Annotated in this window: 25 protein-coding genes; 9 read left to right on the plus strand and 16 right to left on the minus strand. The window is 59.6% G+C overall.

Translation table 11 applies throughout. From position 1 onward, the window contains the following. Positions 1-3: 3 nt before the first annotated feature. On the minus strand, positions 4-567 hold the full coding sequence (locus tag HXX25_RS08010) for a hypothetical protein (protein ID WP_187165415.1): 564 nt from the start codon (positions 565-567) through the stop codon (positions 4-6). 94 nt (positions 568-661) lie between these two features. On the opposite strand from HXX25_RS08010, the gene ispH reads away from it, so the two are divergent. From ispH to rnhA, 4 genes are read left to right on the plus strand one after another with little or no spacing between them, the layout of a single operon-like run. Then, positions 662-1,609, plus strand: coding sequence for a 4-hydroxy-3-methylbut-2-enyl diphosphate reductase (gene ispH / locus HXX25_RS08015; protein WP_187165416.1), 948 nt, complete (start codon positions 662-664; stop codon positions 1,607-1,609). Between the two features lie 4 nt (positions 1,610-1,613). Next, a complete protein-coding gene (locus tag HXX25_RS08020; protein WP_187165417.1) occupies positions 1,614-2,159 on the plus strand; it encodes a hypothetical protein in 546 nt (181 codons plus the stop codon). After that, on the plus strand, positions 2,156-2,584 hold the full coding sequence (locus HXX25_RS08025) for a DUF1801 domain-containing protein (RefSeq protein WP_187165418.1): 429 nt from the start codon (positions 2,156-2,158) through the stop codon (positions 2,582-2,584). The genes HXX25_RS08020 and HXX25_RS08025 overlap by 4 nt, the downstream gene beginning before the upstream one ends. After that, positions 2,584-3,021 (plus strand): ribonuclease HI, encoded by a 438-nt coding sequence (gene rnhA, locus HXX25_RS08030; RefSeq protein ID WP_187165419.1) that lies wholly within the window; start codon positions 2,584-2,586, stop codon positions 3,019-3,021. The genes HXX25_RS08025 and rnhA overlap by 1 nt, the downstream gene beginning before the upstream one ends. 526 nt (positions 3,022-3,547) lie before the next feature. Here the strand turns inward: rnhA and HXX25_RS08035 are convergent. The 4 genes from HXX25_RS08035 to HXX25_RS08050 all read right to left on the minus strand — a co-directional run bounded on the left by HXX25_RS08035 (position 3,548) and on the right by HXX25_RS08050 (position 6,952). Further along, on the minus strand, positions 3,548-4,717 hold the full coding sequence (locus HXX25_RS08035; RefSeq protein WP_187165420.1) for a hypothetical protein: 1,170 nt from the start codon (positions 4,715-4,717) through the stop codon (positions 3,548-3,550). 290 nt (positions 4,718-5,007) lie between these two features. Then, positions 5,008-5,463: an NfeD family protein gene (locus HXX25_RS08040; protein ID WP_187165421.1), complete on the minus strand. Its 456-nt coding sequence runs from the start codon at positions 5,461-5,463 to the stop codon at positions 5,008-5,010. Between the two features lie 12 nt (positions 5,464-5,475). Beyond that, positions 5,476-6,447, minus strand: a complete 972-nt coding sequence (locus HXX25_RS08045; RefSeq protein ID WP_187165422.1) for an SPFH domain-containing protein — start codon at positions 6,445-6,447, stop codon at positions 5,476-5,478. A 22-nt stretch (positions 6,448-6,469) separates the two neighbouring features. Next, a complete protein-coding gene (locus HXX25_RS08050; protein WP_187165423.1) occupies positions 6,470-6,952 on the minus strand; it encodes a peroxiredoxin in 483 nt (160 codons plus the stop codon). Between the two features lie 111 nt (positions 6,953-7,063). Here HXX25_RS08050 and HXX25_RS08055 point away from each other — a divergent pair, with 111 nt between their 5' ends. Beyond that, the gene (locus tag HXX25_RS08055) at positions 7,064-7,630 is read left to right on the plus strand and encodes a YqgE/AlgH family protein (protein ID WP_187165424.1); all 567 of its coding nucleotides are present in this window, start codon (positions 7,064-7,066) and stop codon (positions 7,628-7,630) included. On the opposite strand, the gene HXX25_RS08060 is transcribed toward HXX25_RS08055, so the two are convergent. From HXX25_RS08060 to coxB, 10 genes are all read right to left on the minus strand, one after another. Further along, positions 7,621-8,799, minus strand: a complete 1,179-nt coding sequence (locus HXX25_RS08060) for an EAL domain-containing protein (RefSeq protein ID WP_187165425.1) — start codon at positions 8,797-8,799, stop codon at positions 7,621-7,623. The two genes, HXX25_RS08055 and HXX25_RS08060, sit on opposite strands and share 10 nt — an antisense overlap. After that, positions 8,756-9,337 carry a GNAT family N-acetyltransferase gene (locus tag HXX25_RS08065; protein ID WP_187165426.1) on the minus strand — a complete coding sequence of 194 codons (582 nt, stop codon included), beginning with the start codon at positions 9,335-9,337 and terminating at the stop codon, positions 8,756-8,758. The genes HXX25_RS08060 and HXX25_RS08065 overlap by 44 nt, the downstream gene beginning before the upstream one ends. Before the next feature lie 44 nt (positions 9,338-9,381). Beyond that, a complete protein-coding gene (locus HXX25_RS08070) occupies positions 9,382-10,068 on the minus strand; it encodes an SURF1 family protein (protein ID WP_187165427.1) in 687 nt (228 codons plus the stop codon). Positions 10,069-10,080: 12 nt separating this feature from the next. Then, entirely contained in the window at positions 10,081-10,380 is a 300-nt protein-coding gene (locus HXX25_RS08075) for a DUF983 domain-containing protein (protein WP_233346602.1), read from the minus strand. A gap of 69 nt (positions 10,381-10,449) precedes the next feature. Continuing rightward, positions 10,450-11,313, minus strand: a complete 864-nt coding sequence (locus HXX25_RS08080) for a cytochrome c oxidase subunit 3 (protein ID WP_187165429.1) — start codon at positions 11,311-11,313, stop codon at positions 10,450-10,452. A gap of 72 nt (positions 11,314-11,385) precedes the next feature. Then, complete coding sequence (locus HXX25_RS08085; protein WP_187165430.1) at positions 11,386-11,961, minus strand: cytochrome c oxidase assembly protein; 576 nt, start codon at positions 11,959-11,961, stop codon at positions 11,386-11,388. Then, complete coding sequence (locus HXX25_RS08090; RefSeq protein WP_187167862.1) at positions 11,939-12,196, minus strand: hypothetical protein; 258 nt, start codon at positions 12,194-12,196, stop codon at positions 11,939-11,941. The genes HXX25_RS08085 and HXX25_RS08090 overlap by 23 nt, the downstream gene beginning before the upstream one ends. Then, a complete protein-coding gene (locus tag HXX25_RS08095; protein WP_187167791.1) occupies positions 12,193-13,176 on the minus strand; it encodes a heme o synthase in 984 nt (327 codons plus the stop codon). Before HXX25_RS08095 ends, HXX25_RS08090 begins: the two co-directional genes overlap by 4 nt. A gap of 60 nt (positions 13,177-13,236) precedes the next feature. Beyond that, on the minus strand, positions 13,237-14,886 hold the full coding sequence (gene ctaD / locus HXX25_RS08100) for a cytochrome c oxidase subunit I (RefSeq protein WP_187165431.1): 1,650 nt from the start codon (positions 14,884-14,886) through the stop codon (positions 13,237-13,239). Between the two features lie 11 nt (positions 14,887-14,897). Further along, positions 14,898-15,746: a cytochrome c oxidase subunit II gene (gene coxB, locus HXX25_RS08105; protein WP_187165432.1), complete on the minus strand. Its 849-nt coding sequence runs from the start codon at positions 15,744-15,746 to the stop codon at positions 14,898-14,900. A 233-nt stretch (positions 15,747-15,979) separates the two neighbouring features. Between coxB and HXX25_RS08110 the strand changes: the two genes are divergently transcribed. The 4 genes from HXX25_RS08110 (at position 15,980) to HXX25_RS08125 (ending at position 21,266) form a co-directional block, all read left to right on the plus strand. Further along, complete coding sequence (locus tag HXX25_RS08110) at positions 15,980-16,534, plus strand: hypothetical protein (RefSeq protein ID WP_187165433.1); 555 nt, start codon at positions 15,980-15,982, stop codon at positions 16,532-16,534. Positions 16,535-16,622: 88 nt separating this feature from the next. Next, on the plus strand, positions 16,623-18,035 hold the full coding sequence (gene tldD / locus HXX25_RS08115; protein ID WP_187165434.1) for a metalloprotease TldD: 1,413 nt from the start codon (positions 16,623-16,625) through the stop codon (positions 18,033-18,035). A gap of 115 nt (positions 18,036-18,150) precedes the next feature. Further along, a complete protein-coding gene (locus HXX25_RS08120) occupies positions 18,151-20,247 on the plus strand; it encodes a TonB-dependent siderophore receptor (RefSeq protein ID WP_187165435.1) in 2,097 nt (698 codons plus the stop codon). Between the two features lie 116 nt (positions 20,248-20,363). Beyond that, on the plus strand, positions 20,364-21,266 hold the full coding sequence (locus tag HXX25_RS08125) for an aspartyl protease family protein (RefSeq protein ID WP_187165436.1): 903 nt from the start codon (positions 20,364-20,366) through the stop codon (positions 21,264-21,266). An 83-nt stretch (positions 21,267-21,349) separates the two neighbouring features. On the opposite strand, the gene HXX25_RS08130 is transcribed toward HXX25_RS08125, so the two are convergent. Further along, a complete protein-coding gene (locus HXX25_RS08130; protein WP_370543764.1) occupies positions 21,350-23,065 on the minus strand; it encodes a peptide MFS transporter in 1,716 nt (571 codons plus the stop codon). Between the last annotated feature and the right edge of the window lie 58 nt (positions 23,066-23,123).

Consider the following 23,123-nt stretch of genomic DNA (forward strand, 5'->3'; position numbering starts at 1 on the left):
AGATCAGTCCTGATCCTGGCCTGCGTCCACGCGGAAGCGTTGACCGGCCCGGTTCCAGGCAATCTGTTCCGGTGTCAGATCAAAGCCGACAATGATTTCGAAATTCGTACCCGATGTCGTTTCGGTCGCGCGCGGGATCGAGATCCGGCTAATTGTTTCGGTCAGGAAAACCCGGTCCTGTCCGGGCTCGAAGCGGACGGTGATCGGGAATTCCTCGCGGTGAATCACGACGCTGTCCCGGCGGGTAACCGCTACGAAATATGTATAGGTATGAGTGCTGCCTTGCGCGGCAGGCCCGCGGCCAAACCCGAAATCAATCTCCAGATTCGCATTGATCGGCTCGAGATTGAAATAGCGGCAGAGCGAACGCACCCCGTTGATCTCTCCGGTGAAACCAACAGAGTCTATGGTGGCAGGCAGTTGTGTCAGCTCGACAACACGGTGAGCATCATACAATGCCAGCGCAGAAGGACACGGTCCCGGATTGTCAGGCGCTTCGGAAAAGACACGATCAACTGTGTTACAGCCGACAAGGGCGATTGCAATAAGCGGGACAAACAAGCGCATGGGTGATGACTCCGGACGGACGCTTCACTAGATCAGGGTCTTACGATGCCTATCCGGCCGCCGCAACGCCAAGACCGCACATGAAGGACAGGAAATGACGCAAGAGAAACGTCCGATGAAAGTTCTGCTGGCCGCCCCGCGCGGATTTTGCGCGGGCGTTGACCGCGCCATCCAGATTGTCGAGCAATCCATCGCCAGGTTCGGTGCGCCGGTCTATGTCCGCCACGAAATCGTTCATAACCGCCACGTCGTTGAGCGTCTGGAGCGGATCGGTGCGGTATTCGTGGATGAACTGGATCAGGCGCCGACGGACAGGCCCGTCGTCTTCTCCGCCCATGGCGTGCCCAAATCGGTGCCGGCGGAAGCCGAGCGCCGGGACATGATCTATATTGATGCCACCTGCCCGCTGGTCTCGAAAGTCCATGTCGAGGCCCAGCGCCATCATGCGGCCGGTATGGAAATCGTGCTGATCGGCCATGCCGGTCACCCAGAAGTCGTGGGCACGCTGGGCCAGTTGCCGGACGGCGCAATCACCCTGATCGAGACCGTCGAGGACGCCGCAACCTTCGAACCGAAAGATCCGTCGCGGATCGCCTTTGCCACCCAGACAACGCTGTCAGTCGATGATACCGCCGAGATTGTCGCCATGTTGCAATCGCGCTTTCCGCAGATCGCTGCCCCGCACAAGGAAGACATCTGCTACGCCACCACCAATCGTCAGGCGGCCGTCAAGGCCATGGCCGAACCGTGTGACGTCGTGCTGGTAATCGGCTCGGAAACCTCCTCCAACTCCAAGCGTCTGGTCGAGGTTGCGCTGCGCGCCGGTGCCAAACAGGCGGCTCTGGTGGAAGATGCCGCTGCCGTCGACTGGTCGATGCTGGACAAGGCCAAAACCGTCGGTGTCACGGCGGGGGCCTCGGCACCTGAACAGCTGGTTGAAGACCTCATCGCCGCGATTGGCGCGCGCTTCGAGACCTCGGTTGAAGAATTGCGCGTCACCGACGAGAATGTCGTCTTCAAACTTCCGCGCCTGGTGGCATAAACAAATGACATTCCGTCAACTCATTTCCCTCGCAATAGCGCTGCCTGTTGTTGCAGTCGCCGGATTCTATCTACACGAGCTCGGCCATTGGGGTATGGGCGAAGGGCTGGGGTATGACATGCAAATGTCGCTCAATGGCGCGTCGCCGATTGATCCGTCAATCCAGCCACCACTTCTGCATACAATGCTGGTAAAAGGGGCCGGCCCCGCAGTGACGGTGATTTTGGCCGTACTCAGTCTTTTTCTGGTACGCCTGAGTGCGGTTTTGGGCTTCGCCCTCGCTTTCTTTTCCCTTCACATGCGACTGACCGCATACTTGATATCAGTATTTATCAATCCCAATGACGAAGCCTCGATTGGATTACAGCTTGGGGTCGGCCCCCACATCGTCCATCTGGCTGTTATTGCGTTGTTGTGCGTTATCGCCCTCATTGTCGGGCACAGAGCCAAGGCGGGATGGCTTGCATGGCTTGTCGCATTCATCGCATCGTCAGCGAGTATTGCACTGGTCGTGATGACCCTGGACCCCATGCTGGGACGGCTGTTATGAGTGAAAACAAGACAAAGCCGACCGAAGTGTCTCCCGCCGAATTCATCGCCTCGGTCGAACCGGAACGCCGGCGCACGGAAGGCCGTATCCTGCTGGACCTGTTTGCAAAAACCACCGGCTGGACACCCCGTATGTGGGGGCCGTCCATCATCGGCTATGGCGAATATCACTACAAATACGACAGCGGCCGTGAGGGTGACTTCATGGCCACCGGCTTCTCACCGCGCAAGGCCAAGCTGTCAGTCTATATTCTGCCTGGCTATCAGGATTACGGGTCCATTCTGGCGCGCCTCGGCAAGCATTCCCTTGGTAAATCCTGCCTCTATCTCAACAAGCTTGGGGATATTGATCTGGACGTACTCGCCGAACTGATCACCGCCGGAATTACAGATCTCGCGAAGAAATATCCGGTCAAGGCCAGCTGATGGGACTGATTACAATTCACACCGACGGCGCCTGTTCAGGCAATCCCGGCCCGGGAGGCTGGGGGGCTTTGTTGGAATGGAAAGGTCATGAGAAAGAGCTCTATGGCGGCGAGCCCGAGACCACCAATAACCGCATGGAGCTGATGGCCGCAATCCAGGCACTGGAGAGTCTGAAACGCGCCGCGAAGGTCCGGCTGGTGACCGACAGCGTCTATGTCCGCGACGGCATCACAAAATGGCTTCATGGCTGGAAGAAAAATGGCTGGAAAACCGCCGCCAAAAAGCCGGTGAAGAATGAGGATCTCTGGCGGCGACTGGACGAAGCCGCCAGCCGCCACGAGATTCGGTGGGATTGGGTCAAGGGCCACAATGGTGACCCCGGAAATGAACGCGCCGACGAGCTGGCCCGAATGGGGTGTCAGTCGGTCATGGGGTAACAGGCCAGGGGCAGACGCCTGATTTGAACCTCTGCCCCCGATCCGGACTTATCGCGCCACCAGAACGATGGGGAATGTATCGAGTGTTCCTGCATTTGCACCGCGAGCATAGGCAAAGAGCTCCGCGCGCCGCGCCCCGCGCGTGTCATCTACAAAGCCAATGAGATCAAAACTCGGAACGCCACAGGCATCATCTTTCCCGGTCACAAACAACCAGGTCGTGCGATCCTGATTGAGGCGGGAGTTTGCGACAGTGACGGTACATTCGGCCGATTGCCCGGGCCATGTGACCGTCGCGGACCCCGCCCCTGCCCCATTCACTTCCGACCCGGTGTTCAGATCGCCGATATCGCTGCCATTGTAGAAGACATCGAAGGTCTGTCCGATCAGCGAATTGCCTTCAGCCGTCAGACTGCCGGTCAGTGTTTGTTCGGCAACCGGATCGTAAATCGCCTGATACGTAAATGTGTAGGGGCTCGCAAACAGATTGGTGATCTGGGCATTGATGCCGGCACTCGGGAAAACATTACCAGACTGCCGATTGACCGCATTGCTGGCAGTGCGGGTCGCGCTGACCCCTCGCGCAAAAGCAATCGCCGACTGGGATATGGAACGGCCACCCGGCAGCCCCGCGCTCGGAGATAAACATCGAGTTCGCGCCATAAATGATTATGGTCGCAGGGAAACTGCCGAATGGCCCGCCAGCTCCACCGAAGATCAGGCCGCGATAAACACCGACAATCGCATCTCCTGATGTATCAGGCGCCGCTGCGATGACGGCAAAACTGGTCGCACTATATCGCGTAGCAAGCTGGGCATCGGGCGAATTGATCGACACCTCACCAACCGCATCAGCGGCTGGCGCAGAAATGCCGAACTCAAAATAGACGCGCGCCAGACCGGGCAGGTTCGCAATTCCTTGCTGCCCGTTTGACTGTACATAGACGTTGAAAGTCCGCACCTGATTATTGGCGAAAATGACCTCAAGCGACTCTGCGCGATTGCCGATGCAGACGCCGTTGCTGTCGGTTTCACACAAATTGAGGGTGACAGGCAAAGGCGTATCGCCGGTATTGGCAGACACTGTCACGGTGCCGGCTGCGCCTATATTCACCGCTGCAATTGCCGCGGGACGACGTGCGCCTGCGGTCGGCAAATTAACATAACCGTCGCCCGAAAGCGTCTGGCCAATGACGAGAATATCCGGCGTCGGAGCTGCCGATACGTTGAGCAGCAGCGTATTGACGCCAGGAAAAAGCGGATTTCGGTAAAAATCGAAAGAGGCATTTTGCGCGGTATTTGCGCATCGCGTGAAGATATCGACATCGGCATTATTGAGCGGCACGGGCGAAGAAATCGCGACGAGCAAGTTCTGCGGCACACCACCGGGGTTAACGCTACTCGCCCCTGTCAGCGGGAAATGCGCATTCGCGGCGGCACCCGTCGGCTGATTGCTCGCATCCAGAAGCTGCCAGCTCAGCGATGCGCCCGGCGCGCCCTCTCCCAGAACAAGCTCGCAATCTGTTTGCGGAACAGAACTCAGGGCGGTGCCAAACACTGTCGCCGTCTCGCCAACGGCGACCGAACGGGACGATGGCAGCATCGAGAATTGAACGGCGTCTGCGCGATATGTCTGTGCATCCGCAGATGCTGCAGCCACGATACCCGCGAGGGCAAGACCAATAATTCTGAACATGAGCTTCCTTTGGATGGCGGGCGTTGAAACGCGGGGACCAACAAGACCTGAACGCGAGGGTTTGGTAGCAAACGCTTGCAGACCAGCGTGAATGCCGGATGCCAATCGAAGCTAATTTACGAAAATCGCTCACGCTATAGTAAACGGAGCTGAGATTGAAAATTATTGCGAACTTTCAGCGACAGGAACCCCGCCGGTAACGCCGGTACCGTCGCCTGGGGATTCAGGCAACGGCGCGCGGATGGGTGCGCGGAATGGAAAGCGCATGGCGCGAAACCGCAATCAGGTCATCAGACGGCCTTCAGCACCAGTCGTGTGCCGTCCAGCGCTGCCACGATGGCTTTGGCGCCCTCGGCAAGATCGGATCCGTCCTCGGTCTTGGCCGACCATTCGGTATCGCCATGACGCACCCGGCCGCGCCCTTCCGAGAAACCGCCCACGACCGTCACGCTCTCTCCCACGAGGTAGGTGGCGCGGCTGTTGAGGCCGCTGTCCGCACCGCTTTTCAGACGCGGTTTCAGCCAGCGGTCGCCGGCGATGAGAAAGCCCACGCCCAGTATCGCGAAGACGGCGAGCTCGACCGGCCAGCCGGTGAAGCTGGAGATCAGAGCCGTGACAAAGGCGGCCGCGGCCGGCCAGAGGATATAAGTGGTGCCGGTGAGCAATTCGGCGATCAGCAACACCGCCGCCAGGCCCAGCCACCACCACAGATTCAGGCCTTCCAGCCCCGCGATAATGATATCCACGACCCTGTCTCCCTAATCCGTTGACGGAACGCTGCCGCGGGACTGTTTGATGGCGCCCTCGGCGGCCCCTTTCGCCGCATCACGCGCCGCTTTGGTCAATTCACCCACGCCCATGACGGTTGAGACGATATTGGAAAACTCGGCCGGAATGATCACGGTTTTCTGCTGATCGCTCTCGGCCAGCTTGGCAAAGGCTTCAACGTATTTCTGGCCGAGGAAATAATTGATCGCGTTGAGGTCGCCTTCCGCGATGGCTTTTGACACCATTTCGGTCGCTCGCGCTTCCGCCTCTGCCGCCCGTTCGCGCGCTTCCGCATCCCGGAATGCGGCCTCCTTGCGGCCCTCTGCCTCCAGTATCTGGGATTGCTTCTGGCCTTCGGCACGCAGGATTTCAGACTGCTTCTCGCCTTCCGCTTCCAGGATTTCCGCGCGCTTCAGGCGTTCCGCCTTCATCTGCCGGGCCATCGCCTCGGTAATGTCCGGCGGTGGCGACAGATCGCGAATCTCTATGCGCGTGACCTTCACACCCCAGGGATTGGTCGCCGCATCAATGACAGACAGAAGCCGCGCATTGATGTCATCGCGGTTGGACAGGGTCTCGTCCAGATCCATCGAACCGACAACCGACCGGACATTCGTCATCGCCAGATTGAGGATGGAGAAATCGAGATTATCGACCTCATAGGCGGCGCGGGCCGGCTCCATCACCTGGATGAACACTACGGCGTCCACAGACACCATGGCGTTATCCTTGGTGATGACTTCCTGCTTGGGCACGTCGAGCACACGTTCCCGCATGTTGATTTTGTACCGAACGGAATCGACAAAGGGCACAATGAAATGAAGACCGGGGCTCAGCTTGCGTGTGTAACGCCCGAAACGCTCGACCGTATATTCCATGCCCTGGGGCACGGACTTGATCGTCATGGAAATGACCAGAAGTGCCAGAACGACGATAACGCCGATAAAGATCAACTCGCCCATGAAAAACTTCCTTTTTTGGTTATCAGAGCTGGCCGAGCATGTGTTCGGCACTGGAGGTCCGGAAGTCGCCGGGCTCCTCGGTGTTCAGAATCTCGACCACGCCGTCTTTCACCAGCATGGAAAAGCGCTGTGAGCGTGTGCCCATGCCAAAGCCGCTACCATCCATCGTCAGGCCGGTTGCTTTGGCGAAATCGCCATTGCCGTCGGCCAGCATGACGACATCATCGCCGACGCCCTGATCCTTGCCCCACGCATTCATCACGAACACGTCGTTGACCGAAACACAGGCAATGGTATCGATGCCCTTGGCGCGCAAATCGCCGGCTTTTTCAACGAAGCCCGGCAGGTGCTTGGCCGAACAGGTCGGCGTATAGGCCCCCGGCACGGCGAAGAGCGCGACGGTCTTGCCGGCGAAAACGTCGGATGTGCTTTTCTGCGACGGACCGTCTGCGGTCATCACGCCGAATTTGACGTCCGGAAGGCGGTCACCTTGTGAAATTGTCATTGCGTACTGCTCCTCGCATTTCCTGCTTTGGTTGAATTTGAACGAATGCTTTCCCTAAGAATAGCGGGAATTTGCCTTTACGTATCCCTGTTTTGCGGCAAGCATGGCGTTATGGCTGCAGACGGATATCTAACCGGCAAACTGTTGATCGCAAGCCCTGCGATTGGCGACCCGCGATTTGATCGGGCGCTGATCTATATCTGCGATCATGATGATGAGCATGCGATGGGCATTGCCATCAACAACCCGGTCGAGGATTTGCGCCTGCCGACCCTGTTCGAGCAATTGGGGATTGAGAGCGACATCCGCCTGCCGGACCAGGCCGTCCTGAAGGGCGGGCCGGTCGATGGGGATCGCGGCTTCGTCCTGCACACGCCGGACTTCGCCCACGAGAACGCCACACTGCGGGTTTCCGGCAATATCTGCCTGACGGCGACGCGGGATGTGCTGGATGCCATGGCCTCCGATCACCCGCCCCAGAAAGCCGTTCTGGCCCTCGGCTACGCCGGATGGGGACCAGGTCAGCTGGAAGACGAGTTACAGGCGAGCGTCTGGCTGGTCGCCGATCCCGAAGAAGCGCTGATCTTTGATGATCATTTTGACGATAAATGGGAGCGCGCCCTGCATCAGATCGGGGTCAATCCGGCGCATCTGTCAGCGGTTTCCGGTCACGCCTGAGCTCCGCCCATTGGCGATCTGATTCGGCCCGGCAGTCCTGCCCGGACGATTTCCGCGGCCAGTTCCGGTGCCACCGCGCCCGCATAGCGAAAGCCCTGACCAAAGTCACAGCCCATCGCCGCCAGTTGTTCGGCCGTGTCCGCCGACTCAATGCCTTCGGCGACAACCGTCATGCCGTAATGCTTGGCCAGTTGCAGGACGGACTCCACCACTTTCGTGGCACTCGCCGAGGTCGACATGGCGCGCACGAAATAGCGGTCGATCTTGACCGTATCGAAGCTGAACTGATCAAGCCGCGAAAGAGAGGAATAGCCGGTACCAAAATCATCCAGCGCAATCTGGATGCCCGCCGCTTTCAATTGCGTGAGCACCGCCGCCGCCCGGTCCGGCTCCCGCATGATTTCGGTCTCGGCGATTTCCAGCTTGTAGGTCCCGGCGCGAAGTCCGGCCCCGGAGATCGCCGCGATCAGGCGTTCGGCAAATCCGTCCGCCAGCAGCTCGCCAACGCTGGCATTGGCGGCCATGAAAAGCGGCGCGCTCGCCGCCGTCTGCCGCCAGGCAGACAGATCGCGCGCGGCCATCTCCCGCACCTGATCGCCGATTGCCCCCAACAGATCCATATCATCGGCCAGGGACAGAAAATCATCGGGACCGATAATGCCGACACCCGGGCGATCCCACCGTGCCAACGCTTCAAAGCCGGCCAGCGCGCCGGTTTCCAGCGCAATGATCGGCTGGTAGTGGGCGAGGATTTCCCCGCCCTCCACCGCATCGGAAATCCGCGTCTCCCGATCCAGCTGGTCGCGCGCATCGACCGAGAAACGTCCGGCCGGCAGAACCAGTCCTGACACGGATCCGTTCTCGATCCGCGAGCCGATGAAGCGCAGATAGCGCACGGCGCCTTCTTCACCGACCAGCCGGACCCGCAGGTCGATATCGCCGGCCACCAGAGCCGCCGTGAAATCCTCACGGTCGCCGGGCGCCAGCATGTTGATGATGTCATCCAGCTTGTAGTCCGGCTTCAGGAGGCCCAGCTCGCCCACACGCCCGGAAAAACGGGCGGTTTCAAGGTCGATGGCAAAGGCTACCGCCCCGGAGGCCCTCGCCGCGCGGCTGAACAGGGCCTCATCCACGGATGGGGTCCATCGCCAGAAGCGCCAACTTGTCATGATCGCGCCATTCACCGGCAATGTAGAGGAAGCGGCGCGCCAGCCCCTCATGCTGGAAACCGATCTCTTCCAGCAATTTGCGCGAGATTGTATTGTCCGGCTGCACCGCCGCCTCGATGCGGTTCAGTTTCAGTTCGTTGAAGGCAAAGGCCAGTACCCGCCTTATCGCCTGCCGCGCATATCCTTGCCGGATATAGGGCGTACCGATCCAGTAGCCGATATCCGCTGACTGCATCACGCCGCGTCTGATGTTGTTGAGATTACACGCCCCGACCAGAAGATTGCCGCGCTTGCGGATCACGAAGAAGGGCGCACCCCGCCCCTCTTTCCAGTCCAGGTCATAGCGCCGCATCCGGCCGCGATAGGCTGTCCGCGTCAGCTCGTCTTCTGTCCAGGACGGCTCCCACGGCTCGGTGCGGCGGCGGCTGGCAGCGCGCAGCTTGGCCCAGGCCTCATAATCTTCTGCACGCGGGGCCCGAAGCACGAGATCGCGGGTTTCCAGTTCGATTGTCGGGGAATCATCGCGCCACAACGCCATTCGCCAGCCTCATGCTTGTCGATGAACTCTATACACCAAACCCGCTAACGCCGGGTGAAACGCAACCGCCCGGCCTGCACATGCATCAGAAGGTAGACCGCGATCAGCCCGATCGCGAGCCCCCACCATGTCAGCGCATAGCCCAGATGCTGACCGGGCGGCACATTCGCCAGTTGCGGCGGCATCTCATCTCCCGCCGCGATCATCCAGAAATCCGTGGCGACGGGCCGCCCGCCCAACGCAGACGAGAGTGCCTCGGCTTCATAGCGGAAGAACTCTCCCGTCTCGACATTGTTGGCGGCATCAAAGGCGCCCGGCTCGGGCGGACGCGCAAACATCAGCACATCCGGAGCGGGAAGCACATTGCCGGTAAAGGTTTCAAAGCCCGTCTGGACCAGAAAATACTGTCCGGCAGCCGGATCAAAACAGGCCGGCACCGGCACGGGCGACATCAGCCGCCATCCCAGCTCTCCGGAGGTCGAGCGTCCGTGAAAACGGACTTCACCGCCTTCGACACCATCGGGCGGGAAAACGGCCCGGCCTGTAAAACTGCTGCGAATATCGCAAAGCGCCGCTTGCCAGTCGGCCGGGTCGCCGACCTCGCGGCTTTCCCAGCCAGAAATGGCGTCGGCCTTCTCTGCCATACGGCCGAATTGCCATGCTCCCAGCCAGATCAACAAGGCCAGGGCCGGAATGGAAAGAAGGGTCAGGAGAGGGAGCGGGCGAAACATCAGCGCCTCGCGTCAGTGCTCGTTATTGAAGCGGGCTTCTTCAGCGGCGTGCTTGAATTGCAGCGCAAACAGAATGCCCTTGCACGGCCGCAGCAAAAGCAGGCAAAGCAAGACGGTGACCGGCAGCCACAGCACCATATGCACCCACAATGGCGGCTGCATCGCGACTTCCATCAGAAGTGCCAGAAACACCACCGGAAAGCCGACAATCGACATGACGAAGAAGGCCGGACCGTCGCCTGCATCCGCAAAACTGTAATCGAGATCACAGACCTCGCAGGACGGGGCAATGGTCAGAAAGCCGGCAAACATGGCCCCCTCCCCACATCGCGGGCAGCGGCCTTTGGCGCCCGCGAGGAAGGGAGAGGTTTCAGCCATGCCTTACTGGAAAGCGACGTAGACGAAGGCAAACAGGAAGAGCCAGACCACATCCACGAAGTGCCAGTACCAGGCGGCAGCTTCCAGGCCGAAATGCTTCTGCGGAGACATGCCGCCCATCAACAGACGGATCAGGCAAACCGCCAGGAAGATCGTCCCGATGATAACGTGCGCGCCGTGGAAGCCCGTCGCCATGAAGAAGGTCGCGCCATAGAGATTGCCGTCAAAGGCAAAGTGCGCGTGGCTGTACTCATAGGCCTGAACAAAGGAGAAGCTGACACCCAGAATCACGGTCAGGATCAGGCCCTGGATGGCCCCCTTGCGGTCGCCATGCTGCAGCGCGTGGTGCGCCCAGGTCACGGTCGTACCGGACAGTAGCAGGATCAGTGTGTTTATCAGCGGCAGATGCCACGGATCAAAGGTTTCAACTCCCGGCGGCGGCCAGCTTTCCCAGCCGGAGAAATCGGCACCAATGGCAATCGCATCCCAACTTCCGCCCGCCCGCAGATCGTGGAAAAGCGCGCCTTCGAAGAACATCCAGAACCAGGCCACGAAGAACATGACTTCCGACAGGATGAAGAGGATCATGCCGTAGCGCAGGCCGATATCGACAACCGGCGTGTGGTCGCCGGCGCGGGATTCCCTGATCACATCACCCCACCAGCCGAACATCACATAGAAAATGCCCAGCAGGCCGATAGCGAACAGCCAGGGCTGCCCTTCGCCAAAGACAAAACTGTCTTCGGCCAGGCCCTTCATCCAGACCACAGCGCCCAGCATCATGATGAATGCAAACAGCGACGCTACAACCGGCCATGGGCTCGGATTGACGAGATGATAATCGTGTTTGACGGCGTGACCGGCCATGTCCTGTCTCCTGCGAGTCGTCCCCGGACGAATTTCAAAACCTGATACAGGCCGCCGGGGAAAGGATCAATGCTATGGTGCCGCTTCGCGGCGACCTGTCGCGCCTGCGCCGTCGGCATCCTGTTCGAAAAAGGTGTAGGACAATGTGATAGTGTGCACATCATCCATGCGGCTTTCTTCATCCATCAACGGATCGACGAAGAATAATACGGGCATTTCAATACTTTCGCCGGGCTGCAGGGTCTGCTCGGTAAAGCAGAAACATTCCAGCTTGGAAAAATACGGCGCGGCCTTGAACGGGGTCACATTATAAGACGCCATCCCGGTCACCGGGCGGTCCGAATTATTGGTCGCGCGATAGAAGGCCAGAGAGGTTTCTCCCACCCGCACCGTCATCGACGACTGCATCGGTTCAAAGGTCCAGGGCAAATCGCGCGACTGGCTGGCATCAAACCGGACCTCAACCGTGCGGTCGAGAATGGAACCCGCCTCGGCGGTGGCCACCTGCGTCGTGCCGCCATAGCCCGTCACCTGACAGAACAGATTGTAGAGCGGAACCGCCGCATAGGCCGCGCCGACCATGGCAATCGCCACGCCGGACAGCGTCACCATCAGGCGCGTATTCTTATTCTTCAGAAGTTGCTTCATCACCTGTCACAGCCTCCTCTTCCGCGGCCATAGCGTCCTGACGGGCGCTCACATTCTGCGTCAACCGGATCGCCGTAATCGAAAAGATCAGCACCATGAACGCCACCAGCGACAGGGCGATCATCACATTGCGGCGGCCACGCGCCTTGATGAAATCACGCTGGTGTTGCGCAGCATCGACTGCCGGCGTTTCGCCGGGAGCATGTGTGTCCGGAGGCGCGTTGTCTTCGGTCATAGAAGACCTCCGAGCGGCGTCGCGAAATAGGCGCCCATCGCATGCTCGGCGATCAATGCGGCGAACAGTGTTGCCAGGTATCCGATCGAATAGGCGAACAGATCCCGCGCCGCCTTGTCGCCAACGCGCACGGCATAGAGCGCACCATCCTCTGCCGATCCGGCTTCACCGGCGCGCGAATCAAAGATGCGCCAGGCCAGAATCAGGAAGACCGCTCCGCCCAGAAGCGCCGCCAGACCATAAAGCAATCCCCCCAGGCCGGTCAGCACCGGGGCCAGGGCGAAGGGTGTCAGGATCAGCGAATAGATCAGGATTTCCAGACGCGTGCGTTTCGGCCCCTTGGCCACCGGCATCATCGGCACGCCCGCGTCGGAATAATCGCCGGACTTGTAGAGCGCCAGTGCCCAGCTGTGCGGCGGCGTCCACAGGAAGATGATGGCAAACAGGATGACCGCATCCATCGACACGCCGCCCGTGGCGATCACCCAGCCAATCATGGGCGGGAATGCCCCGGCCGCACCGCCAATGACGATATTCTGCGGCGTCCGGCGCTTCAGGATCATGGTGTAGATGACGGCGTAGAAAAAGATCGAGAAAGCCAGCATGGCGGCGGCGAAGACATTGGCCGCCAGCGACATCAGGACAATCGCCAGTGCGGACGCAACGAGGCCGAAGCCATAGGCATCTTCCTGACGGACCTTGCCCAGCGGCACCGGGCGCAACCGTGTGCGGCGCATTTTCTGGTCGATATCGGCGTCATACGCCATGTTCAGCGCACCCGCCGCCCCGGCACCGAGGGCCAGAGCAAAGATGGCAATCGCCGCCATAAGCGGATGGATCGAGACCGGCGCCGCCACATAGCCGGCAAAAGCCGTGAACACGACAAGCGTCATCACCCGCGGCTTCATCAGCGAGACGTAATCCCGCCACTCTGCGGGTCTGGACGAGACATGCCCCGTCATGGCGATATCGCTTCGCATTTCCATTGTGTCATTCAATTGCGGCCGGGGCGGAGGTTTGCCTCCGCCCCGTAACCATTTCTAGTGTTTGTCCGACTTTACCACCGGCAGTTCGTTGAACTGGTGGAAAGGCGGCGGAGAGGACAACGTCCACTCCAGTGTCGTGGCACCCTCGCCCCACGGATTCGCCGCACCTTTGCGGCGGCGCAGGAAGATGTCGGCCAGCATGACGAAGAACACCACAGTACCGACCATCGTCACGACATAGCCGATCGACGAAACCTGGTTCCACAGCGCATAGCCATCCGCATAATCCGGGACGCGGCGTTGCATACCCTGAAGGCCCAGGAAGTGCTGCGGGAAGAAGATCAGATTCACGCCAATGAAGGTGATCCAGAAGTGCAGCTGTCCGAGGAATTCGGAGTATTTATAGCCACTCATTTTCTCGATCCAGTAGTAGAAACCGGCGAAAATGGCAAAGATCGCACCCAGCGACAGCACATAGTGGAAGTGCGCCACGACGTAATAGGTGTCGTGCAGGAAGGCATCGATACCCGCATTGGCCAGCATCACACCTGTCACACCACCCACGGTGAACAGGAAGATGAAGCCAATGGCCCAGACCATGGGAGTCTTGAACTCGATCGAGCCGCCCCACATCGTCGCAATCCACGAGAATATCTTGATGCCGGTCGGCACCGCGATAATCATGGTGGCCGCCACGAAATAGGCTTTCAGGTCCACGTCCATGCCGACGGTGTACATGTGGTGTGCCCACACGATGAAGCCGATGAAACCGATCGAGACCATCGCATAGGCCATGCCGAGATAACCGAAGACCGGCTTGCGCGAGAAGGTCGATACGATGTGGCTGATCATACCGAAGCCCGGCAGGATCATGATGTAGACTTCCGGGTGTCCGAAGAACCAGAACAGGTGCTGGAACATCACCGGATCACCGCCGCCGGCCGGATCAAAGAAAGTCGTGCCGAAATTCCGGTCCGTCAGCAACATGGTGATGGCACCCGCCAATACCGGCAGGGACAGAAGCAGCAGGAAGGCGGTGATCAGCATCGACCACACAAAGAGCGGCATCTTGTGAATGGTCATGCCCGGTGCGCGCATGTTGAAAATGGTCGTGATGAAGTTGATCGCACCGAGGATGGATGACGCACCGGCAAGGTGCAACGACAGGATCGCCAGATCCATCGAGGGTCCGGGGTGGCCACTGGTGGAGAGCGGCGGATAGATTACCCAGCCGCCGCCAAATCCGTTACCGGCACCTGAGCCCGGCACAAAGATCGAGAGCAGCAAAAGAGCGAAAGCAAACGGCAGCAGCCAGAACGAGATATTGTTCATCCGCGGGAAGGCCATGTCCGGCGCGCCGATCTGGATCGGAACAAACCAGTTACCAAAACCGCCAATCATGGCCGGCATGACCACGAAGAAGACCATGATCAGGCCGTGGCCGGTAATGAACACATTGTAGGAGTGCTCATTGGCCGCCAGCGCCCCGATGAGCGAGTTGCCGTCAAAGACCTGGATACCCGGCTCATACAGCTCCCAGCGGATAACCCCCGACATGGCGAAGCCGATAATGCCGGCGACAATGGCGAACACCAGATACATCGTGCCGATGTCCTTGTGGTTCGTCGAGAACAGCCAGCGGCGCGGATCCCAGATGCTGGGCGAGTGGTCGTGGTCGTCGTGTTGAGCGATTGTGTCTGACATATCTCTTCTCCTCAGCGCGAGGCCACCCGGGTCTCACGGACACCGGCTTGATATTCGGCAATCATCGTCCGGCCCGCGTCGACGTCTTCGGCGGCCGCGACCGCCCAGGCATCAAACACGTCTTGCGGAACGACATGGATTTCGATGGGCATGTAGGCATGGCGCAGGCCACAGATTTCCGAGCATTGCCCGTAATACACGCCGGTCTGTTCGGCACGGAACCAGGTCTCGTTCAGGCGGCCCGGAATGGCGTCGATCTTGATGCCGAAATTCGGCATCGCCCATGAGTGAATCACATCGGCGGCGGTGACGTTGAGACGCACCGTGGCATCGACCGGCACGACCAGCGGATAATCGGTCGACAGCAGGCGAAGCTGACCCGCTTCGGCGTCGATATCCTCGTCCGCGACCATGTTGGCATAGAACTCGCCGATCCCGAGATCGGCATATTCATAACCCCAATACCACTGATACCCGGTCGCCTTGATCGTCAGATCGGATTCGGGAACCACATCCTGAAGATAGAGGAGCCGGAAGGACGGGATCGCAATTACAACCAGGATCAACACCGGAACGGCCGTCCAGATAATCTCGATCAGCGTGTTGTGGCTGTTCTTGGACGGGGTCGGGTTCGCCCTGCGGTTATAGCGGATCATCACATATAACAGCAGGATCATCACCAGAATGACGATCGCGGTGATGATGTACATGACCAGAGTATGGAACTCGACGACTGATTCCATCACCGGAGTGACGGCGTCGCGAATGCCGATGGCATCAGGTATCGGTGCCCCGACCTGCGCTGCGGCAGTCGCTGCAAGGCCGGTCCAGATGGCGAGTAACGCGCTTAGAAATCGCATGGCTTCCCCAGATAATTGCTTGCCCACAAGTAGCCCTCTCGTGGATTGCGGCGGAATATAGAGCGCTACGTCGAGCCTGTCAGGCCGCTATCAGCGCTTTTTTGTCGCATACGTGGCTCTGCCCGGATTGTCGACGAAAAACATCTGCCAGATTCAGTGTTTTCCATGCCCGTACAATCTGCTATTTTGAAACCTCGAACAGTTGACCGTCCGCTGCAGGAGGGCTGGTAGCCATGACAAGACTGATCGCAGGAGTTCTGATTGCCTGCTTTTGGGCAGGCGTCGCAAGTGCGCAGTCGCTTGTCGTGATCGGCGAAACGCCGGCCGCCCGGTGTTACGATCATGCCCGCTGGGCCCGCGCCCATTATTCCTCACTGAATGCCTGCGATAACGCACTGGCTGCCGACGACTTGCCCTTGCGCGACCGTCAGCGCACCTGGGTCAACCGCGCCGTCATCAATCTCCATCTTGGTGAAGCCGAGGAAGCCTTGCGCAATCTCGACCGCGCCGTTGAGCTGGGCTTCGAGTCTCCCGAAATCGCAATGAATCGGTCCGCTGCACTGATTCGCCTCTCCCGTTTCGAGGAAGCGATTGAAGCCGCGACACTGGCGCTGGAAGGCGGATTGGCGGAAGTCGAAAAGGCCTATTTCAACCGCGCCGTCGCTCACGAACGCCTCGGGCGCATTGCCGAAGCCTATGCCGATTTCCGCGCCGCCAGCGATGCGGCACCGTCATGGGCCGCCGCACGCGAGCAGCTGGATCGCTTCAGCGTTTCCAACGGCACCTGATCACCTGATTCATCTATAAACAGTTCGCAGGCTCGCAACCGGGGCGCGGCACGGCTATGTCTGATACACGCCTTGCAGGAGTAGTGATATGTCGAGCGATCCCTTCGCCCCCTTTCAATTTGACGCCGATTCAGCGCGGTCGGTTATCGCCGACCCCTTGAATGGCGCCGATGATGGCGAGCTTTTCCTCGAACATGGCACGTCCGAAACACTGGCCTTCGATGATGGCCGGCTGAAAACCGCCTCTTTCGATGCCTTCCGCGGCTTCGGACTGCGCTGCGTGTCCGGCGAGGCGTCTGGCTATTCCCACTCCAGCGACCCCACGATTGACGCATTGAAACGCGCCGCCGGCACGGTTGGCGCCGCCAGAGAGGGCCGCAGCGGCACATTCGCCGCCGCGCCACAGGGCACAAACCGCCATCTCTATGATGCGATCGATCCGGTCAACGAGCCGGGCTTTGAAACCAAATCCGTTCTGCTGCAGGAAATCGACGCCTATCTGCGGGCCCGCGATCCTTCCGTGGTGCAGGTCTCCGCCTCCATCGCGGGATCAAAACGGGTGGTCGGTATTCTGCGCCCGGATGGCGATCTGAAAACCGATGACCGGCCGCTGGTCCGGCTGAATGTTTCCGTCACCGTGGAACGCGATGGCCGCCGCGAATCCGGGTCTGCCGGCGCTGGTGGACGCGACGCCTTCGAGGCCTGGATTTCGCCGGACAGCTGGAAGGCGCTCGCCGACGAAGCCTTGCGCATTGCCCGGGTCAATCTGGACGCCGTCGATATCAAGGCCGGTCAGATGGATGTGGTCCTCGGGCCCGGCTGGCCGGCCGTGCTCCTGCACGAAGCTGTCGGCCATGGACTGGAAGGCGACTTCAATCGCAAGGGCACATCGGCCTTTGCCGGGCGTATGGCCCAGCAGGTGGCGTCGAAGGGCGTCACCGTCGTCGACGATGGCACGATGGAAAAGCGCCGCGGCTCCCTGACCATTGATGACGAAGGCACACCCACCGAACGCACTGTCCTGATCGAGGATGGTGTGCTGGTCGGCTATATGCAGGATCGCCAGAATGCCCGCCTGATGGGGGTCGCGCCCACCGGTAATGGCCGCCGCGAATCCTATGCCCACACCCCCATGCCGCGTATGACCAACACCTACATGCTCGGCGGTGATCACGACCCGGCAGAAATGCTCGAAAGCCTGAGTGACGGGCTTTACGCCGTCGGCTTCGGCGGCGGTCAGGTCGACATCACCTCCGGCAAATTCGTCTTTCAATGCACCGAGGCCTATCGCGTCCGGAATGGCAGGATCGAGGAGCCGGTCAAGGGCGCAACCCTGATCGGCGACGGTCCGACCGCTCTGACCAAAGTGTCGATGATCGGCAATGACTTTGCCATGGACCCCGGCGTCGGCGTCTGCGGCAAGGGCGGTCAGGGCGTGCCGGTCGGCGTCGGTCAGCCCTCATTGAAAGTCGCCGGTTTGACGGTCGGCGGCGCAGGCTGATCACAGCAGTTCGCAGTTCAGTGATTGAAATTACAACCATTTAATCCAGATGAGTCGTTTTCTCCGCTAGCTTCCCCTGGCTTGGCCGGAGGGGGTCAGACAGGGATAGGATCTCATGCGAGAGAGATTGACCGCCTGCGCGTCCGCGCTGGCATTATTGCTGCTTGCCACACCGGCTGGCGCGCAGGACCTGAACCCGAATTCAGGGCCGATAGCCAATTCAGCCATTGTCGGCTTCGATTCGGCTTTCTTCACGGCCTTCAGCCCGGTCACGGCGCTCGACATGGTCAGCCGCATTCCGGGGTTCTCCCTTTCCGGCGGCGATACCGAACGACGCGGCCTGGCGGATTCCTTCGGCAATTTGCTGATCAATGGCCGCCGTCCGTCGAACAAGACAATCTCGCTTGAAACCGTGCTTCAGCGCATCAATGCCGATGATGTCGAACATATCGAGCTGATCCGCGAACCGCTGCCCGAATACGAAATGCGCGGCCATGCGCGGCTGGTGAATGTTGTCCTGCGTGAAGGCGCGGGCTCGTCAGGCTCGTGGAACACCCGGATCCGCTATTTTGACGGTGGCCGTCTTGTCGGAGATGGCGAGATCGCCTGGTCAACGACACGCGGCAATACGGATTACAATTTCGGTCTGGAGACAGATTTGAGACCGCAACGGGTCAGGCGCCGGGAATCCCTTTTCGACGCGGCAGGAAACCGGCTCGAAGCCCGGAACGACAGCGAACACCGTCGCTGGTGGGAGGTGGCCATCAATGCCTCCATCGCCCATCAGATCAGTCCAGACACCCGCATTCAGCTCGATGCGAGGGGCAGTACCTGGAATTGGCGGCGAAACCAGTATTCGCTGGTAGACGGATTCGCCGGCGGCACCCCCACGCTGATCCGCTACGAGCAATCCAGCACCACAAATTACGGCAATGAAGGGTCACTGACGGCCACCCTCAATCACACATTCAGTGATCGCTTTTCAACAACGACAACCGCGCTGTGGCGGCAATCAGGCTCCGAGGACGGACCAGAAGCATTCGAAGTCTATGATCCCGGCAACTTTGTCGAAGCGACAATCGTTTCCGTGGACAGCGAGAATTCAGAGCAGGTTCTGCGTCAGGCCTTCAGCTTCATCATCAATCCGACACACCTCGTCGAGTTCGGCGCGGAGGCCGCGCTGAACTGGCAGGAAACGCGGCTCGACATCCAGTTTGACGACGGCATCAATATTGTACCGATTGCCTTGCCCGTCGCCAATTCCCGCGTCGAAGAGCGGCGCGCTGAAGCCTTCTTCAACCATGTCTGGACCGTCAGCGAGTCCCTGATTCTGGAATCCGGACTTCGCTATGAGTTTTCGGAAATCGAACAGACCGGTGATACCAGTCAATCACGCAGCTTTTCCTATCCGAAGCCGTCGATCGCGCTGACATGGCAGGCCAGCGCCAATACCAGTCTCAGGCTTTCGGGCCGGCGCGATGTCGACCAGCTCGACTTTGACAAATTCGCCAGCTCCGTGGACGTGGCGGACAATAATGCCGTTGTCGGAAATCCGGATTACGAGCCGCAGCGGACCTGGACGCTGGAAGCGGAGGCCGAACGCCGGATCGGCGACGGCGGGTCCGTCTCCTTCCGCATTGGGCAGGACTGGATCGAAGGCGTTGATGACTTCATTTCCATCGTGACGCCCGAGGGCGTGTTTGATGCGCCGGGGAATATCGGTGATGGCACCATCTTCCGACTAACGGCCGAAGCCTCCTTGCCTCTGGACGCGATCGGGCTTTCGAATGCCGTCTTTGATGGCTTTCTCGAATGGTACAATACCGACATCTTCGACACGCTGACACAGCAGCACCGCCACCTGTCCGGTCTGCGGGAATGGGAGTTGCGGCTGGACTACCGGCAGACCTTTCCGGCGCTGGATCTGGCCTGGGGATGGGATTACTTCTGGCTCTCGGACGGTGAGGTGTTCCGCGCCAGCGAATATCGTCTCGAAGGCCGCACCGACGGCGATCTCGATATCTATGTTGAAACCACACGCTGGACCGGTCTGACCGCTCGTCTGGGCATAGATCAGGCGCTCGACAATGGGAATTCGCGGCAGCGGGTTTTCTTTAACGGTTCAAGGGCGCTGAACGTGATCGACCGCATCGAGTATCAGAACCGCCGTGAAGGCCCCCGGGTCTATCTCGAATTCCGCGGTACATTCTGACCAACACCGGTGCGGCCGCAGCAGCATCTTCCAAGATCACAATGCCGCGATCAGGCTCTTGCTGGCGTTGGAGCGGCAGCGCGCCTGCGCTAGGCTCGCTTCAAAAGGAGGATGCCATGTCCCTGAAATTCGGGAATACAGCCATTGCTCTTGCCGCTCTTGTGGCCCTGACTGTCAGTGGAGCCGCCGTGGCGCGCCTGGACAGCGTAACTCTGGAGCGAGCGCCGAGCGGTCATTTCCTCGTCCCGGTGACGATCAATGGCCAGGGCCCCTACACTTTCCTGTTCGATACAGGCGCAAGCCACACGGCCATTGCTCAACCGGTAGCCGAAACACTGGGATTCCGTTCGGAATGGAATCGAACCGACGATGTGCAATCGCTGACCACCCGGTTCGAAGCCGAGCGCTTTGCACTGAACCGGTTTGAATTTGCCACAACCGGCCCGATGCTGATCGACAGCGTCGTCATTCCGGACAGTGCGGACAATCCCAATCCGATTGATGGCCTTCTCGGCGCGGATGCGATCAATGCAAGGCGTTATGCCATGGATTTCTCTGCCGGCACGCTGACCTTTCATGCCGCGCCGGCACAGATTGCGGATGGCCGCGTCAGCCCGATTGGACTGCTCCTGTCGCGCGCTCACCTTCAACGCGGCGTCAGCCACATCAATGTCATTATCGATTCCGGAAGTGCGCTATCCATCGTCAATCAACGCCTCGCGCGCTATATCCGTCACCGCTCCGGAACGGTGCGATACAACATCAATGGTGTTGATGACGACGTCGATATCGAGGCCGCGCCGGTGAATGTTCGCCGCTTCCAGATCGGCGGACTTTGCGTTGACAGATTTCCGGCCCTGCAGGCCGATCTCGATGTCTTCAGTGCGCAGGGCTGGGATCATGAACCGGCGATGATACTGGGCATGGATGTGCTTCAATATGCGACCATCTCGATCGACCGGGATTCGGGCATCGTCCAGATCGACGCGTCCGACGCCAGCCATTCCTGCGCGCGCTGATCCACAAGGCAAGACAACAGTTATCCGTAGAAAAAAGCCCCGGCACAGGACCGGGGCTTTTCCATTTCAGACCTACGCCTGACTTACGGCGCGCCGGACGACCGGTCCATCGAGGGACCACCGGCTTCGGTGTCCTCGGGATGCGGCGTCATCGTGCCATCCGCATCACCCATCAATTTCTTGATGATCGGCGAGATCAGCAACATGCCGACCGCAATCGCCATCGCGATCAGGCCGACCTGCGTATACACCGCCGTATAGGTCGCTTTCGCCGCTGCAACGTCTGTCAGCTGGCCGCCAATGGTTTCCGCGCCCGTTGACGAGGCGATTATGCCGGCCAGGAAGTTGGACAGGCCCGAATAGAGGAACCAGGCCCCCATCGTCATGCCGACGACACGCGCCGGAGCCAGCTTGGTCACGGCTGACAGGCCAACCGGCGACAGCATCAGCTCACCCATCGTGTGAACGAAGTAGATGAGGAAGATGAAGTAGACCGCCGTCATGCCGGCTGTGCCACTGACATTCATGCCCAGAACGAGTGCCAGGAAGCCCAAGCCGACGAGGAAGACGCCAAAGGCAAACTTCACCGGCGTTGACGGATTCATTCGCCGCTTGGCGAGGTATATCCATAGCCATGCGATCAACGGCGCGAAGATGAAGATGAAGGCCGCATTCAGGCTCTGGAAGACCGGTGCGGGCACCGACCATCCGAGTATCGTCCGGTCCACAAGGCGGTCCGTGAACAGGTTCAGCGAAGAGCCGGCCTGTTCAAACAGCGCCCAGAACGGAATCTGTGCCAGTACGAAATAGATGGCGGCCAACATCTGGCCGCGTTCCTGCCCGGCCGTCTTGGTAAAGGCGTAGATCACAAGGAAGGCCAGCATGATCAGGCCAAGCGGACCCAGAATGCCGCCCATATATTGCGGGTTCATCACCGCCAGCATGGAAATGCCAATGATGGCCAGCCCTGCCAGATAGCAGGCCCATTCCACATTGATTGGGCCAAACACCTTCTTTTTCAGCTTTTCCGCATCGGGCGGATCCGCGCGGCCTTCAAGCCATCCCTGGAAGAACAGGAAGGTCAAAAGGCCGACTAGCATGCCAACGCCGGCAAGCCCGAACCCCCACGCCCATCCATAAACGATACCGATAATCCCGACCGAGACCGATGACAGGAATGACCCCAGATTGATGCCCATATAGAAGAGCGTGAACCCGGAATCCCGGCGTGTATCGCCCAACCCGTAAAGCGTTCCGACAATGGTCGAGATATTCGCCTTCAGGAAACCGACCCCGGCAATGATCAGTGCCAGAGCGAGATAGAGAATATTGACGTAAAGCTCTTCCTGCTCGATCCGGGTCATGTCACCGGAAAAATCGATCTGAGCGGGAAGACCGACCGCCGCCGGGTCAGCGACAACCATGACGCTGCCTTCATTCTCGAATGAAACAATCGACTGGCCGGAGTCTGAAATGACGATCTGGTTCGCATCCCCTCCGCGGCCATCAAGCGTCAGCTGATATTCCGCGCCCTCATAGGTCATGATTTCGCGGGAACCCGCGCCTTCGAACGCCATCATGCCGTGACCGAGCACCAGAAGAATGGCCCCGAATGTCACCGCTTTTCGTTGTCCGAGATAACGGTCAGCGAGTGTCCCGCCTATAATCGTCATCACGTAAACCAGCGCCGTATAGGCACCATAAATCAGCGTCGATTGCTGATCCGAAAACAGGAAATGCTGGGTCAGATAGATGATCAGCAGGCCGCGCATCCCGTAATAGGAAAAGCGCTCCCACATCTCGGTGAAGAACAGAATGGCCAGCCCTTTCGGGTGCCCGAAGAAACTTGTATCGCGC

The organism is Hyphobacterium sp. CCMP332 (assembly GCF_014323565.1).
Taxonomy (GTDB): Bacteria; Pseudomonadota; Alphaproteobacteria; order Caulobacterales; family Maricaulaceae; genus Hyphobacterium.